Consider the following 14989-nt stretch of genomic DNA (forward strand, 5'->3'; position numbering starts at 1 on the left):
TTTGTAGCATGACTGAAATCTCTTCACTTTGTGTATATTGTGGTTCCCGGATACCCAAGGATCCATCTCATATTGATGCCGCCAAATCCCTTGGAAAAGACCTTGCCGAAAACGGGATCAGGCTTGTTTATGGTGGCGGGCATGTTGGCCTGATGGGCGTCATTGCCGATTCCACGATTGACTCTGGTGGACAGGTTACCGGGATTATTCCCGGCCATCTACATGATATTGAAGTCAGTCACGAGAAATTGACGGAACTCCATATCGTCGACAGCATGCATGCCCGCAAGGAAATGATGTATCAGACATCGGATGCTTTTGTCGTCCTTCCGGGTGGCCTCGGGACATTGGATGAAACATTTGAAATGGTCACCTGGCGTCAATTGGGGCTGCATGACAAGCCAATCATCCTTGTCAATTACAAGAATTACTGGCGGCCGCTCCTCGATCTGATGGATCATATGATAAAGGCAGGATTCGTAGAGAAAGAGGCCCTGGGCTATTTCACGGTTGTTGAAGAGCTCAAGGACATCATTCCGGCCCTTGCGAAAGCGCCGGATGCGGAAATAAAGGCCGATATCTCGAAATTTTAAAGGGAATTCGCTGTTTTTTTGTCGGATCAGCTTGCACAGATCGTCGGCAGTGATATTTTGCAGCCGCAGAACAACTAACCCATAGGCTAAGAAGGACGTCGATATGCCAAAAATTCAAGTCAAAAATCCAGTCGTTGAACTGGACGGCGACGAAATGACCCGGATTATCTGGGAGTTCATCAAGAATAAGCTCATTCTTCCCTATTTGGATATCGATCTGAAGTATTACGATCTAGGGATCGAAGCTCGGGATGAAACCGATGACCAGATCACTGTAGACGCGGCGAATGCCATCATCAAATATGGCGTAGGCGTAAAATGCGCCACTATCACCCCGGATGAAGAGCGGGTTGAGGAATTTGGCCTGAAACGCATGTATCGTTCCCCTAACGGCACGATCCGTAATATTCTGGGCGGCACCGTTTTCCGCGAGCCTATCATTTGTACAAATGTTCCCCGCTTGGTTCCAGGCTGGACCGATCCAATTGTCATCGGCCGTCATGCTTTTGGTGATCAGTACCGCGCAACGGACATGGTCGTAAAAGGCCCTGGCAAGCTCACCATGAAGTTTGAGCCAGCCGATGGTAGCGAAACACAGGAATTTGAAGTTTTTGACTTCCCGTCAGGCGGCGTCGCCATGAGCATGTATAATCTGGATGACTCCATTCGCGGTTTCGCACGTGCCTGCATGAACTACGGCCTTAATCGCGGCTGGCCGGTTTATCTCTCCACCAAGAACACAATCTTGAAAGCCTATGACGGGCGCTTCAAGGATCTGTTCGAAGAAGTCTTCAACAGTGAGTTCAAGGCCAAATTTGATGAGAAGGGCCTGACCTACGAACATCGCCTGATCGACGATATGGTCGCCTGTGCGATGAAATGGTCTGGTAAATATGTCTGGGCCTGTAAGAACTACGACGGTGACGTACAGTCCGATACAGTCGCACAAGGATTTGGCTCTCTCGGGCTGATGACCTCTGTCCTGATGACGCCCGATGGCGACACAGTAGAAGCCGAAGCTGCTCATGGTACCGTGACCCGCCATTACCGGATGCATCAGCGGGGCGAGGAAACCTCGACCAACCCGATTGCCTCCATTTTCGCCTGGACACGCGGCCTGATGCATCGTGCCAAGCTCGATGGGAATGAAGAGTTGAGGAAATTTGCCGAGTCCCTTGAACAGGTTTGCGTCGCTACCGTTGAAGGCGGCGAAATGACGAAGGATCTCGCACTTCTGGTCGGTCCCGATCAGCCTTGGCTCACCACCAACCAGTTCCTGGACGCGCTGGATGCAAATCTGCAAAAGAAAATGGCCTGATCCAAGATCAGAGCTCTAATACGCAAAGAAAAAGCCGATCCTTCCGGGTCGGCTTTTTTTGTCGCTACTTATCTTCCAGCGTTAATCATCTGCCGTCTCGGCATCCTGCTCGGCGCCGCTGTCCGGACCGCCTTGCATGATTTCAGAAATAACGCCCGCATTGGCGAGAATTTTCTGTTCAATCTCTTTCGCCATCTCGGGATTTTCCTTCAGAAAGCTTTTCGCCTGCTCCCGCCCCTGCCCGATGCGCTGACTGTCATAGGAGTACCAGGAACCGGATTTCTCAACAATCTCCGCCTTGACGCCCAGATCGAGAATTTCTCCGGTTTTTGAAATTCCTTCGCCATACATGATATCGAACTCGATCACCTTGAACGGTGGCGCGACCTTGTTTTTCACGACCTTGACCCGGGTCTGGTTCCCAACGATTTCGTCTTTTGCCTTGATCTGGCCAATTCGGCGAATATCCAGCCGTACCGACGCATAGAATTTCAGAGCATTCCCGCCAGATGTTGTTTCCGGGCTGCCAAACATCACGCCGATCTTCATCCGGATCTGGTTAATGAAAATCACCATGCAGTTGGAGCGCGAAATAGAGCCGGTCAGCTTACGTAGCGCCTGGCTCATTAACCGTGCCTGAAGTCCAACATGGGTGTCACCCATTTCCCCTTCCAACTCAGCCTGTGGCACCAGAGCCGCCACACTGTCGACCACCAGCACGTCAATTGCGCCTGAGCGCACCAGCGTGTCGGTAATCTCAAGCGACTGCTCCCCCGTATCCGGCTGGGAAATCAATAATTCATCAACGTCCACTCCCAACTTGCGGGCATAAACCGGATCCAGCGCATGCTCTACGTCAATGAAGGCACAGGTGCCACCTTGCTTTTGCGCTTCAGCAACGACATGCAGCGCCAACGTCGTTTTACCGGAACTTTCCGGGCCATAAATCTCAATCACCCGTCCCTTGGGCAAGCCCCCAATGCCGAGCCCGATATCGAGCCCGAGCGATCCCGTCGGGATCGCCGCCACGTCTAAAGTCTCCTGCTGACCAAGCCGCATCACCGACCCTTTACCAAAGGCCCGATCGATCTGGCTCAAGGCCGCTTCCAATGCTTTTTTCTTATCCATACCACCTGCTTCAACGAGCTTAAGAGCTGTATTTACCATCGATCTCCCCTTATTCCATAGGTCAGTCCCGGATGCAACTGCCATAAATGTACATGTTTTGTTCTCCTTTGCAAGAAGTTTTTATCTAGTTGTAATCGTTTATTTTTTCAGTTTATGTTGTGCCTTTGTTCGAAATTTTCTCCATTAAGGAGTATAGAGAATTTCCGGCACACCAATTCGAAGATCTGGTGATCCGGATTCTTTTATTTTTCCATGAAATGAGGTTAAGTTATTGATATTTAATAACATTGAAGGTTCGACAATATGAAATTCATATATTTCAATAAGTTATAATTTATCTTCCTTATTGCGCACCTTTTACCCTTTGATAGTTATTTGTAATTCTAGCTCTCTATGCCGAGCAGACGACAATCCCATAGCATTAAACCTGTCAATTCAACCGAAGCGAAACCATGTGCTTGTTTCATTGATAGCTTCTTATCCTCTTTTGCTTCAATAAATGTGGAAAAATACTTCTCATAAAAATAACTAAGTAAGTCCGATTTTCGTTTGAGACCCTTTTGTCGACCGAGCCAATCTTCTCGCAATTTCTCCTCAATAAGCGTTAGAACATTCAGCAAAAAATGATAATCTGAATGGCGTTCTCTAGGGATACTCCAACCACCTTCATCATACGCTACTGGATTTAGAAATGGACCTTCGCCAGTAAGTAGCCAATGGACATCTAATTGCGTGAAATAGTCAGCAATACCTATAATCATTTCAATAGACAGTTTGCCTTTTTTCATTTTCCGCTTCGGACAAATAACTTCATAAAACTCCATGCTTATCTGAGAATTGTGCTTGTGTTTCCTTATAAATCAATCGAGCTATTTTTATTCTCTCACCTAACCTCCCGCATCACGGCTAATTGATATACTCATCCCGCCATATCCCAGAAAATATCTACATCCGCAAATATCTAGCTAACACCGGAACTGCAGGATGAAAAATCCGAGAAAATGCTCGATGCCTTTTTTGACCCTCAAGACCACAGCATAGTTTCCATCCACGAATGCTATCATCCCCGCGCTAGGCCTCCAGCACGATCCTGAACTTCTCTTCCTCAGTATACTGCTTGCGCGTCGCACATCGGATGCCCTTCACCTCCCGATCCGCAGGCGCTTTGGATTTTGCCTATTTTGGCTTCATCTTCGTTCCTTCTCAATTAGACTAACCCAAACCTTATTCTGCCTTTGTTGCTACGTGAATTTAATGCATGACAACATCAATGCCTTTTTTATACGTGGACTGCGCCACCTATCTCAAACCTCAAAATCATGCTCAAAATCTTTGTTAGGTCCTATACGCGCACCAGGCCGTAATTTTTTATATTTCAGTTTCACTAAATCAGCCTCAACAGGTCCGGGCGAGAGTGCAACGATAATTTCTTGTGCAAATCTTTCGAAATCTGCACGAAAATGCACCGAGCTTTTCAGGGCGATGATTGATTGGGCTTTTGGGTCAATACCTAAATGCCGAAACATTTCGCTATCTCCCGTTTGTACGGTTTTGCTGGAGACAGCAATTTTGACACCATCTCTTTCAAGTAAAGCGCACGGACCCAGTTGCATCTGCGCGCCCTTCCACATCGGTCCTGTGGCCAACAACTCACCATTCGCCAACGCAAGCACCGTATAAAGGCCGCTCAAAGGCGTATCGCCTTTAAATCCTTTCCCGCCAAGATCCGCAAGAATATCCCGCCCCACACCTGCCGCATGCGCCATTTCGGCAGTTTCGGAATCTGATATAAACCCGCATAGCGCATTCTGAGTCCCTGCAGAAAGAAGCTCTCTGAGTAGTCCGGTTGTATCACCAGATCCGCCAGCACCTGGATTATCCTGCGTGTCTGCAATGATGACCGGTTTACGGGCGGTTTCGCTGATTTTTAGGGCCATGGCGACAGCTTTATCAGCCGAAACACCGGTTTCCTTAAATAAATGCTCGGACGCTACGAGTTCTTGCTGGAAATTGGCAAGCGCCTCCAAAATCACATTTTTTTCCGGTCCATAGGCGATAACTGATGGGCCCGCCTCTTCGATGTCCGCAAGGGCAAAACCGGCGGCAAACGAAATATGACTATGAGGTGTCAAGCTATCTCGTATTTTCTCCAGCTTTTCACCGACGAGGGTTTTACAGGGATTCAAAGTGGTGCAGCCCATGTTTAACGGAATCAGAAAATCCGACTTATACATGGCCTTATTAAAACGAGTACCGTCACCGAGTAATTTAACCAGCACACCTGCCGTGCGTTTTCCTGTTTCCGCCATATCTGTATGGGGATAATGCCGGTATGTGTCGAGATAATCCGCATATTCAACCATTTTTTCCGTAATATTTGCATGGTAATCGAGACTTGCTGAGATCGGAATATTGGAACCCACCAGCATTCTAAGTCGGCGAAGCAGTTCTCCTTCCGCATCATCGTAATGCTCGGTAACCATTGCGCCATGAAGATCCAGATAAATACCGTCAACCGGGCCCGCACTCTCAAGCAGCCCCAGAATAAGAGAGGCAATCCGCTCAAAGGCATCGCGGGTTACTACTCCGCAAGGAACAGCAAAAGCCCAACATAGCGGCACAATTTCGATTTCTTCTTTGGAAAAGCAATCTATGGCGCCGACAATTGGTAAGTTAAACCCGGATACTTTCTCTATTAGCGCGTCGCCCTCGCATAAAGCTGGCCAGTCTTTCGCCATTGCAAAGGCGTCAAAATCTGCTTTCTTTTCTGCGAAAGTATTGGTCTCATGCTGAAAACCAGCAATTGCAATCCGCTTCATATTCTTTCCTCATCGACAGCATGGCAGGCGACCTTCGCAGGCCCATACTCCTTCAACACAGGCTGTTCTCGCGTACACCGCTCATTTGCGAATGGGCATCGCGGATGAAATGTACAGCCGCTCGGCGGCGTGATCGGATTTGGCACTTCTCCTTCAAGTGGCTTTCTGTGGGAGCCCCCTCTAAGATCCGGAATCGTTTCAAGTAAAAGCTTCGTATAAGGATGTCGCGGGTTGGAAAAGAGTTCAGCCTTAGGCGTTATTTCGCACACACGGCCCAAATACATAACGCCAATCCAGTCTGAAATATGATCGATGACGGCGAGATCATGACTGATAAAAAGATAGGTCAGTCCGAGTTCATCCTGAAGCTCTGTCATCAGGTTAAGAATTTGGGCTTGAACGGACACATCAAGGGCCGAGGTCGGCTCATCGCAAATAAGAAATTCCGGCTTACTGGATAATGCCCGGGCGATGGATATCCGTTGACGCTGTCCCCCGGAAAATTCATGAGGATATTTCTCGCCGTCACTCTCCGATAACCCGACCTGGACGAGCAGTTGCTCTACTTGCCTTCTCTCATCCCTTTTATCATTCGCAAGGTCAAAGGCACGAATGGGCTCAGCGATAATATCACGTACCCTCCAACGCGGGTCGAGGCTCGCATAGGGGGACTGGAAAATCATCTGCATTCGCCGTGAGATATCCGTTATTTTGGATTTCCCGTTTGCATTCGCCAGGTTCTGGCCATCGATTATGATGTTCCCGTCTGTTGCCTTGTAAAGGCCTGCAACCGCGCGCGCCACGGTCGATTTGCCGCAACCGGATCTCGCCCACCAACGAAAATGTTTTCCCCCGCTCGATGGAGAAACTCAAACCGTCAACGGCCTTCAACACTTGCCTCGGCATTCGGTTAAGTAGCCGGGTAACGAGCGGCGGAGAAACATCAAAATACATCTTAAGCCCTTGAACTTCTAATAGACTTTGCTCAGACATACTTCTCTCCTCCCTCGTAAACCCAACAAGCTGCCCGTTGCCCGACGCTGCCCGCCTCGATCAGAGGTGCCGCCTGTTGATGGCATATGAATTTAGCTTTTGAGCATCTTGGATTGAAGGCGCATCCGTCAGGCCGGGCATCAAGCCTGGGCATCGCACCCACGATATTCGGAAGAATTTTAAGGTTCTGGCCGATCTGGGGGATCGAATCCATTAATCCTTTTGTGTAGGGATGTTTGGGCGCGTCGATAACACTCCGAACATCGCCTATTTCCGCAAGCCGGCCCGAATATATGACGGCAACCCTATCCGCAGCCTCCGCAATGACCCCCATATCATGTGTCACCAGCATGGTAGCGACACCTTTTTCACGGGAAAGACGTTTTAGCAATGCAATAATTTGCGCCTGCACCGAAACATCCAATGCGGTCGTCGGCTCATCTGCAATAATCAGGCAAGGATCGCAGCAGAGCGCCAGCGCAATCACCACTCTCTGCCGCATGCCCCCAGAGAACTCATGTGGAAAGGCATCAAACCGCCGCTCCGGCGCGGGAATCCCGACCTCATTCAACAGCTCAATCGCCCAAGCCTTTGCCTGCGCATTCGACATTTTTTTATGGGTCAGGATAGTCTGCGTAAGCTGCTGACCTATGGTATAAAGCGGATCGAGACTAGTCAAAGGATCTTGAAAAATAACCCCGATTTGCGCACCCCGTATTTTCCTCATTTCCGATTCAGGCAAATGTGTAATATCCCGCCCATTCAACAGGATCACGCCTTCCGTGACATGCCCGGGAGGCTCCAGCAGCCCGACAATAGCATTTCCGGTGAGCGATTTTCCCGCCCCGGACTCGCCGACAATGCCAAGAATTTCACCTGCCTCAATCGACAGAGTTAGATCTTCAACGGCGCTTAACACGCCGCGGCGCGTCGGAAATTCGATGCAAAGATTGGAGATATCAAGAACAGCCATGACGCCTACCTCAATTTCGGATTGAATGTATCGCGAAGCCAGTCCCCAATCAGATTGACGGACAGAACCAGGATAACAAGTGTGAAGGCCGGGAAGAAAGTGATCCACCATTCGCCGGAGAACAGGAAGCTGTTGCCGATACGGATTAGCGTCCCCAACGATGGCGTTGTCGGAGGAACTCCAACTCCGAGGAAAGATAAAGTAGCCTCAATAATTATTGCGACCGCCACGCCGATAGTCGCAACGATAAGCGTTGGTCCGATTACATTTGGGAGAATATGCCGTAATAGTATCAACGATGTTGGCGTTTGAATGAGTTTGGCCGCCGCAACGAAATCCTTGCGCCGCTCCACCATCGCTCCGCTTCGGGTAATTCGCGCATACTGTGGCCAGCTTGCGATTCCGATAGAAACGATCAAAACGGGAATAGCTATCACCTCATGCAACTCACTACTCATGGAGGTACGTGTAACGCCATCAATCATTAACGCGATCAAAATGGGGGGAATTGTCAGCTGAATATCGGCAAAACGCATTATTGCCGTATCAACCCAGCCCCCAAAATACCCGGCGATGATGCCCAACGGAACACCTATTCCCATCGACAGCAGAACGCTCAACAGACCTACAACAAGGGAAATTTGCGTGCCATACATTATTGCCGCTAATATGTCCCGCCCCTGTCCGTCAGTGCCAAGAAAATGCTTCTCTATCCCGCCGCTCTCCCATACCGGCGGCAGAAAGGCGTCCGTCAACTCTAGGCTTCCAGGATCAAACGGCGTGAAGGACGTCAAAATCGGAGCGCCAAATGCGGCAACAAACATCAGGATCGTTATTATTGATGCAATAATTGTCGTCGGCGAATGAAGGAAACTATAGGTAATGTCATGGTCGACAAAGGTCGCCCATCGACCAGATGTGGTGAGGTTCTTCATACTCGTCCTATCCTTTCACATCAGCGCGAAGACGGGGGTCAACGACGAAATAGAGTAAGTCCACAGTTAGATTTATGACGACAAAGAAAAATGCAACCAGCACAAGATAAGCCGACATAATCGGTATATCCGCAAACTGAACGGCTTGGATAAACAGGCTGCCCATTCCCGGCCACTGAAAGACTGTTTCGGTAATAATGGAAAATGCGATCAGCGAACCTATTTGAAGCCCTGTAACTGTGATGACTGGAATAAGGGTGTTCTTAAGCGCATGCCCATAATTTATGTCGCGTCTTTTAAGACCACGGGCGCGGGCGAACTTGATAAAATCAGCCCTCATAACTTCGAGCATTTCGGAACGAATAATTCGCAGAATAAGCGTCGTCTGGTAAAGCGCCAGAGTAATGGCAGGCAAAATAATCGCTTTCCATCCGCTCACGGTGAGCAAGCCAGTGGTCCAGCCGCCGATATCAACCACTTCACCTCGCCCAAATGACGGTAACCAGTGTACCTTCACCGCAAATATGTAAATCAGCAGAATACCGATAACAAATGTTGGAAGAGAAACACCGACCAAGGACGTCGTCATAATCAATTTGCTGGCCCAGTGATCTTTTTTCAATCCGGTGAAGAGCCCGCCAACAACACCAAATACGATTGCAAGAATTGCGGAAACGAAAACAAGTTCCAGCGTTGCTGGCATTCTTTCGGCGATCAAATCTTCAACCGGTCTTTGCAGCCGGTAGGAAATACCAAAATCTCCTTGCAGGGCATGGCCCACAAAACGTCCAAATTGATACAGAAAAGGCTCGTTCAGTCCCAATCTTTCGCGCAGTTCCGCCCTGTCTTCTACAGTAGTTTCCTGCCCGACCATGTTGCTAATTGGATCACCCACAAAATTGAAAAGGAAAAAGCTGATCAAGGCGACCGCAAGCATAACAATTGCTGACTGAAACAATCGCTTTATAACAAAACTGACCATGGAATCGTCCCTGCAATTCTTTTGTTTATGTAATGGCTCGGCGAATTTGCCGCCGAGCCATCATGCGCATTGAGTATTACTTGAAGTTTGCCCAGTAGAACCGCGGCATATCATTGGGCTCAATCGGAATGCTGAGACTCTTCACCATAGCCCATGCGATTACCTGGTGATGCAACGGCAGGTAAGGGATATCATTCTGAACCTGCGTCCAGATTTCGTTGATAATCTTGTTCCGCTTTTCAGGGTCGACGATGCCTCTAATTTCGATAATCTTGGCATCTAATTCAGGAGTTCCGTAACCGGACGCATTCCAAGAGCCGTTTGACTCCAACAGGTAATCAAAAATAAACCCTGAATCCATTGTCGGAATACCCCATCCGAGCATATAGAAATCAGTATCCTTCCCGGTTATCAAAGGGAAGTGCTGCGTTTTCGGTTGCGCATTCAGCCGCACTTTGATGCCGATTTTGGCAAGCATGCCAACCGTAGCCTGGCAGATCGCCTCATCATTTTGATAACGATTGTTCGGGCAGTCCAATTGAACGGAGAACCCATCGGGATACCCTGCTTCGGCCAACAGCGCCTTCGCTTTCTCAGGATCATAAGGAAGACGGTTTTGATCCCAATCAGCGCGATATCCATTGATAGGTGGCTCGATAATCATACCTGCGGGGGCCGACCATCCGCGCATCACTGCCTTCTTAATCGCATTGATGTCAATCGCGTGATAGAAAGCTTCACGAACCCTTACATCCTTGAAGGGATTCTTGCCCTTTACGTCCGAGTGCCGCAATTCATCGGATTTAACATCAAACCCGTAGAAAATTGTACGAATCTGGGACGTCTTGTCTACTTTGAGTTTGGGATCGGTGAGAATACGGGCAAGGTCCTGTATTGGCGGATCCGTCAACAAATCGACTTCACCCGACAATAGCGCAGCCACACGCGTCGCATCGTTAGCAATTGGGGTCCAGACAACTTTATCAACGTTACTGGGATAATCTTTCTTTCCCCACCAATCTTCATTTTTGACTAAAACAGTTTTGACATCCGGATCACGGCTTTCCAGCTTGAACGCCCCTGTACCATTGGTATGGCGAACAGCGTATGTTTCCTGTTTATCTCCGAAATTCTGTGGCGCGACCACGTCATGCTCTTCACACCACTCCTTATCCATCATGAAAATATTAACCAACTGGTCCAGCATGATCGGATTAGGCTTTTCTGTAATAACCTGGACGGTGTAATCATCAATTTTCTTCACATCGGAAATTGTATTGACGTAGCCCTTCATCTGGCTGGTGTCCGCCTGCGCCCTTTTTATGGAGAAGACAACATCGTCAGCGTTAAAGGGGTTACCATTATGGAAAGTGACGTTTTTCCGCAGATTAAACTGCCAGGTATTCGGATCGATATTTTTCCAGCTTTCCGCCAGACCAGGCACCTTGAGCATATTCGGATCCCGCATGACAAGAGCGTCATACATTTGAATATCTGCCATTAATGTCACCAATGTATTCAATGCATGCGGATCAAGTGTCGCCGCATCGCCTACATTCGCGTATCGCAGTACATTCTCTGCTTGCACAGGCGCCGCCGTCAACGTTGCCGCTGCGCCTAACATAATTCCGGCAATTGCCAGACGTTTGGTCTTAAAAAACATGATACCTCCTCGCATCATTGAGTTCTTACGAATCAGAAGCGAGTTTCGTTATTTGGATTTCCCTTGCCCCTGATGCCTACGCTGAGGTTCTTGTGACCCCAATGCTTTGTGCGTCTGCAAACTGGATATTGACAGCTTGCGATTTATCCGAAAAATATATTATCAATATAATTATTATGAGTTTTTCTGATGAATGTATCTTTTCGCGTCATGAGGTATTTTGCAGCCGCAGCGCATTTCAAAAGTCTGACCAAAGCGGCGGCAGAGCTGAATATTTCGCAATCCGCGATCAGTCTGGCGGTCGATAATCTTGAGGCCGAGCTGGGGCTCACTTTGTTAAACAGGGAGCGGTCAAAAGGAATTTCGCTGACGGCAAAAGGCAGGGAGGTGCTCGTTAGAATTCAGGCAATTCTTGATCAAGTTGAAAATTTTGAAGATGAAATAATTGGCCTCCGCGAAAATATCTCGGGTCATTTACATGTCGGCTGTTTTAACGCAATCGCGCCGATCGTTCTGGCGCCAATCTTGAAAAGGCTGGTGTCGGAGCATAGTGCAATTCACGTAAATATTATTGAAGGGAATGTCCGGCATATTTTTGACAGCATTCATCGCGGAGAGATCGATGTCGGTATCTCCTATGACGAGGCCGACATCAGCGCCGGACTTAAGACCAAGACACTTGCCGTTGTACCGCCACATGTGATTGTCCCACGCGGCCATCCACTTGCCGAAGAGAAATCAATTTCCCTTACTGAACTAATCGATCAGCCAATGATCCTTCTCGACTTGCCGAGTTCGCGCCAATATTACACGTCTTTGTTTGAAACCGCAGGCTTTGAACCCAAATTCGTTTATAAGTCCGGCAATTATGAGATGGTCAGAAGCATGGTCGGAGCAGGCCTTGGCATAGCTCTTCTGCAATCCCGGCCGTCGACCGAAGATACGCATTGCGGCGCAAAAATCCTGTGCAAACCAATAAAAGAAAATCTCCGTAAGTCGCGCCTAGTTGTCGCCTACACGGAACAGGGAATTAACCGCCGAATTGTGAAAGCATTTGTCGAGCAGTGCGAAGCCTATTTCACAACGAAAGAAAGTAGGGAACTCATTGTATCCTGACTAATTAGGTCCATATGCGTGTCTGACGTCAGCGCTTATGGGGCCAAGCAGTATAGGAACATTTGATTTCACTCTTACCTTTGCCGGTACAATGCTGGACCAGGAAACGGGCCTGCACTTCGGTGGTTGACGATATTTTTCGCCAGAACTGAGACGGCTCCTATCCCCGGACCCGGGAAAAACAAATACGGACCTGTATGCCTACCCTTCATATCCCATAAATTTCTTTGACTATTTCCTCAACTTCAACGACTGCAAATAACGACAGTTCGGATGAACCCTATAATTTTCCCTGCTTCCATAAGCAATGCTCCTTCCAGTTTATTGCCGGCCAACTGGTGAACGATCACCGGTTGCCCATGAAAGGTAAGCTGATAAGTCCCGGAATAGTATGCGCTGCGCCAACTCAACTAATTAATCGGCCAAATAGTTTTCATATAATCCAAAGTTAAAGAGTTTACGCCAAGCGGGTCGCACAATTTCAAGGGAAATGGACGAAAAAATTACACCTTATAGTTGTTTTTATATTTTTTATTACAATATAAAAATTGTTATTTCTAATAAGGAAAAAATTATGTCTAGCAAATTATTTTCACTACGAGCGAGCAAGGCGTTACGCCCAACAAAGTTCAGCCATCCGACCGTTTTTCAGATCAGCAATCGGCAAGTTTGTTTTCAGGACAGTGTGTTGGGGTTGGCAAATAAAGCCAACCTATTAAGAATGCGTGACTTTGACAAATCAGGTGGGCCATCGCTCTTAATGAAAAGCGGGATCTATGGTGTCCCTGTTCCTTACTTTTACGACCCAAGTAGCGTCTCGGGAAATGAAGACACAACGCGGCTATATGGTCTAAACACAATGAAACAAAGTCCGCATCACTACTGGAATTATCCTGAAACAGTTTACGGCTCCATAAAGAGGCGGAGCGGACTTTTGGAAGCGAGTTTCCAATATGACGACATAAAAGAGCAATGGAACCCGGACAATGTAATTACCTACATTGCGGAATATGGCATTGATCCTGTAAAGACCCTCGTCACAGATAAATTGTTTAACTCTTATTTGAAACGGGCAAATCCGAGTGATGAACAAATTATCAATATGTATTGGGCCGCATATAAAAAAAATGCCGATTCAATACCTAACGGAAGGTTAAATCCTAAACACCAAGAATGGTTCAACGAGGCTTTTAAAGACGGTGATCCGGAAAAAGGGTTAGCTGAAAATGAACGGATCAAGCGAATCAATGATGTCCGGCAAGCGGACGAGAACCTTCCATCATTTACAGATGTTGAATTCGCCTACTTATTCTTCGGTCTCAAACCCTCTAAAAGATATAATTTAGCTTGCTGTCTTAATGGAGGACATCTGATATCGACAGAGACCATTGCCTCTAAACTGAATGAACTTCTAAAATTAAAAAAGGCAAAGGATGAACAAAACTTCAATCAGAAACTAACCGAGTTTCTCGAAATTACAAAAGGTGATCCAACTAAGGCATCACGATCTGAAATGATCGCGGGCTCATTAAAAGAGCTTCCTCTGTTTAATACGATCTACCAGCAGAATTCATCTTTTATGGAGCGAAACTTCGAAGCTCTGTGCATAAAGCTGGACGCTTATCTGCTCAACCTTGTTAAACCGTCAGAAAAGTTGGTTATCAATCTTCATTTTTCCCATGTATTTGATAATGCGCCTTACTTCATGACCTTCCTCCTAGGGGTTGAAAAGGATGGGTCGATTGGGGTTCAGGAAGTATTAACGGATGCTTCGGATCCGCTCTCACTCTCTGCAAAGGTTGTGGATAGCAGGCTCAGTAACTCGATCAAAATTGTTGGTACGCCATCTGCAAATATACGCATCGTCGAAAACCCGGCGGATCTGATGGACAAAAGCAATCAGATTCTGAAAGACGCCAAATTCGCGCAAAAGATAAATGATGCCTCGGACAGCGCGTTTTTGGATAGGATTGACAACCTTTTCGATCTAATTAGCGACCAAAAAATAAAGCTGCGCTTTCTTAACGGGAACCCCGTTCAGCTTTCATCAAGTGGAGATGATTGGAGATACCGCGCATTCGCGATGTCAAGTATCAGATTCCCGTCATTCCAAGAAACTCCTAGGACAATAAAAGAAATCTTCCTGCCCAGCAGCAGCATAGACGGCGATGCTTATGAGGAAGGCTCGGACGATTACTGTGAAGAGGGTCCCATGTCGCCTAAATCATATCAATTTACTCCGATCCTGACCGCAGAACCACCAGAGGATTTCAACAAAAACAGAAAACTCAACCATCTCCCTGCCGGCTTTCCAACACCAGTTTTATACCCGGAACATGTGGGAGCCGCATCCCCACTTAATCCACTAACAACCAAAGGAATAGATCTGACCGAAGAATTATTTAAGAAATTAGTAAATAACGAAAAAATATAGTTAAAAAAATAAATATATCGATAAATATAAAAGGA

General features: G+C 47.5%; 11 protein-coding genes and 1 pseudogene. 4 read left to right on the forward strand and 8 right to left on the reverse strand.

The genetic code is table 11. From position 1 onward, the window contains the following. Positions 1-8 precede the first annotated feature (8 nt). A complete protein-coding gene (locus tag AC0L73_RS02030; RefSeq protein ID WP_227952336.1) occupies positions 9-593 on the forward strand; it encodes an LOG family protein in 585 nt (194 codons plus the stop codon). Between the two features lie 103 nt (positions 594-696). Continuing rightward, a complete protein-coding gene (locus AC0L73_RS02035) occupies positions 697-1911 on the forward strand; it encodes an NADP-dependent isocitrate dehydrogenase (RefSeq protein ID WP_227952337.1) in 1215 nt (404 codons plus the stop codon). An 81-nt stretch (positions 1912-1992) separates the two neighbouring features. Here AC0L73_RS02035 and recA read toward each other — a convergent pair whose 3' ends face one another. The 8 genes and pseudogenes from recA to AC0L73_RS02075 form a co-directional block, all read right to left on the reverse strand. Next, positions 1993-3078, reverse strand: coding sequence for a recombinase RecA (gene recA / locus AC0L73_RS02040; RefSeq protein WP_321576148.1), 1086 nt, complete (start codon positions 3076-3078; stop codon positions 1993-1995). A 344-nt stretch (positions 3079-3422) separates the two neighbouring features. After that, the gene (locus AC0L73_RS02045; protein ID WP_473654738.1) at positions 3423-3827 is read right to left on the reverse strand and encodes a hypothetical protein; all 405 of its coding nucleotides are present in this window, start codon (positions 3825-3827) and stop codon (positions 3423-3425) included. Between the two features lie 516 nt (positions 3828-4343). Beyond that, complete coding sequence (locus tag AC0L73_RS02050) at positions 4344-5858, reverse strand: M81 family metallopeptidase (RefSeq protein ID WP_227952339.1); 1515 nt, start codon at positions 5856-5858, stop codon at positions 4344-4346. Then, positions 5855-6851 (reverse strand): annotated as a pseudogene (locus AC0L73_RS02055) (ABC transporter ATP-binding protein). The gene AC0L73_RS02050 and the pseudogene AC0L73_RS02055 overlap by 4 nt, the downstream one beginning before the upstream one ends. Continuing rightward, positions 6844-7824, reverse strand: a complete 981-nt coding sequence (locus AC0L73_RS02060; RefSeq protein WP_227952341.1) for an ABC transporter ATP-binding protein — start codon at positions 7822-7824, stop codon at positions 6844-6846. Before AC0L73_RS02060 ends, AC0L73_RS02055 begins: the two are co-directional and overlap by 8 nt. Positions 7825-7829: 5 nt before the next feature. Then, a complete protein-coding gene (locus tag AC0L73_RS02065; RefSeq protein ID WP_227952342.1) occupies positions 7830-8759 on the reverse strand; it encodes an ABC transporter permease in 930 nt (309 codons plus the stop codon). Between the two features lie 7 nt (positions 8760-8766). Continuing rightward, entirely contained in the window at positions 8767-9741 is a 975-nt protein-coding gene (locus AC0L73_RS02070; RefSeq protein ID WP_227952343.1) for an ABC transporter permease, read from the reverse strand. 76 nt (positions 9742-9817) lie between these two features. After that, on the reverse strand, positions 9818-11404 hold the full coding sequence (locus AC0L73_RS02075) for an ABC transporter substrate-binding protein (protein WP_227952344.1): 1587 nt from the start codon (positions 11402-11404) through the stop codon (positions 9818-9820). Between the two features lie 189 nt (positions 11405-11593). Here AC0L73_RS02075 and AC0L73_RS02080 point away from each other — a divergent pair, with 189 nt between their 5' ends. Both AC0L73_RS02080 and AC0L73_RS02085 read left to right on the forward strand, forming a co-directional pair. After that, entirely contained in the window at positions 11594-12520 is a 927-nt protein-coding gene (locus AC0L73_RS02080; RefSeq protein WP_227952345.1) for a LysR family transcriptional regulator, read from the forward strand. A gap of 574 nt (positions 12521-13094) precedes the next feature. Continuing rightward, on the forward strand, positions 13095-14954 hold the full coding sequence (locus AC0L73_RS02085; protein ID WP_227952346.1) for a hypothetical protein: 1860 nt from the start codon (positions 13095-13097) through the stop codon (positions 14952-14954). Positions 14955-14989 lie beyond the last annotated feature (35 nt).

The sequence above is a fragment of the Sneathiella sp. D3-11 genome, from assembly GCF_055809395.1.

What these genes read in the sequence shown, in the direction of transcription:
- AC0L73_RS02030 (WP_227952336.1), top strand. Translation starts at nt 9, where the DNA reads ATGACTGAAATCTCTTCACTTTGTGTATATTGTGGTTCCCGGATACCC.
- AC0L73_RS02035 (WP_227952337.1), top strand. Translation starts at nt 697, where the DNA reads ATGCCAAAAATTCAAGTCAAAAATCCAGTCGTTGAACTGGACGGCGAC.
- recA (WP_321576148.1), bottom strand. Translation starts at nt 3,078, where the DNA reads ATGGTAAATACAGCTCTTAAGCTCGTTGAAGCAGGTGGTATGGATAAG.
- AC0L73_RS02045 (WP_473654738.1), bottom strand. Translation starts at nt 3,827, where the DNA reads ATGAAAAAAGGCAAACTGTCTATTGAAATGATTATAGGTATTGCTGAC.
- AC0L73_RS02050 (WP_227952339.1), bottom strand. Translation starts at nt 5,858, where the DNA reads ATGAAGCGGATTGCAATTGCTGGTTTTCAGCATGAGACCAATACTTTC.
- AC0L73_RS02060 (WP_227952341.1), bottom strand. Translation starts at nt 7,824, where the DNA reads ATGGCTGTTCTTGATATCTCCAATCTTTGCATCGAATTTCCGACGCGC.
- AC0L73_RS02065 (WP_227952342.1), bottom strand. Translation starts at nt 8,759, where the DNA reads ATGAAGAACCTCACCACATCTGGTCGATGGGCGACCTTTGTCGACCAT.
- AC0L73_RS02070 (WP_227952343.1), bottom strand. Translation starts at nt 9,741, where the DNA reads ATGGTCAGTTTTGTTATAAAGCGATTGTTTCAGTCAGCAATTGTTATG.
- AC0L73_RS02075 (WP_227952344.1), bottom strand. Translation starts at nt 11,404, where the DNA reads ATGTTTTTTAAGACCAAACGTCTGGCAATTGCCGGAATTATGTTAGGC.
- AC0L73_RS02080 (WP_227952345.1), top strand. Translation starts at nt 11,594, where the DNA reads ATGAATGTATCTTTTCGCGTCATGAGGTATTTTGCAGCCGCAGCGCAT.
- AC0L73_RS02085 (WP_227952346.1), top strand. Translation starts at nt 13,095, where the DNA reads ATGTCTAGCAAATTATTTTCACTACGAGCGAGCAAGGCGTTACGCCCA.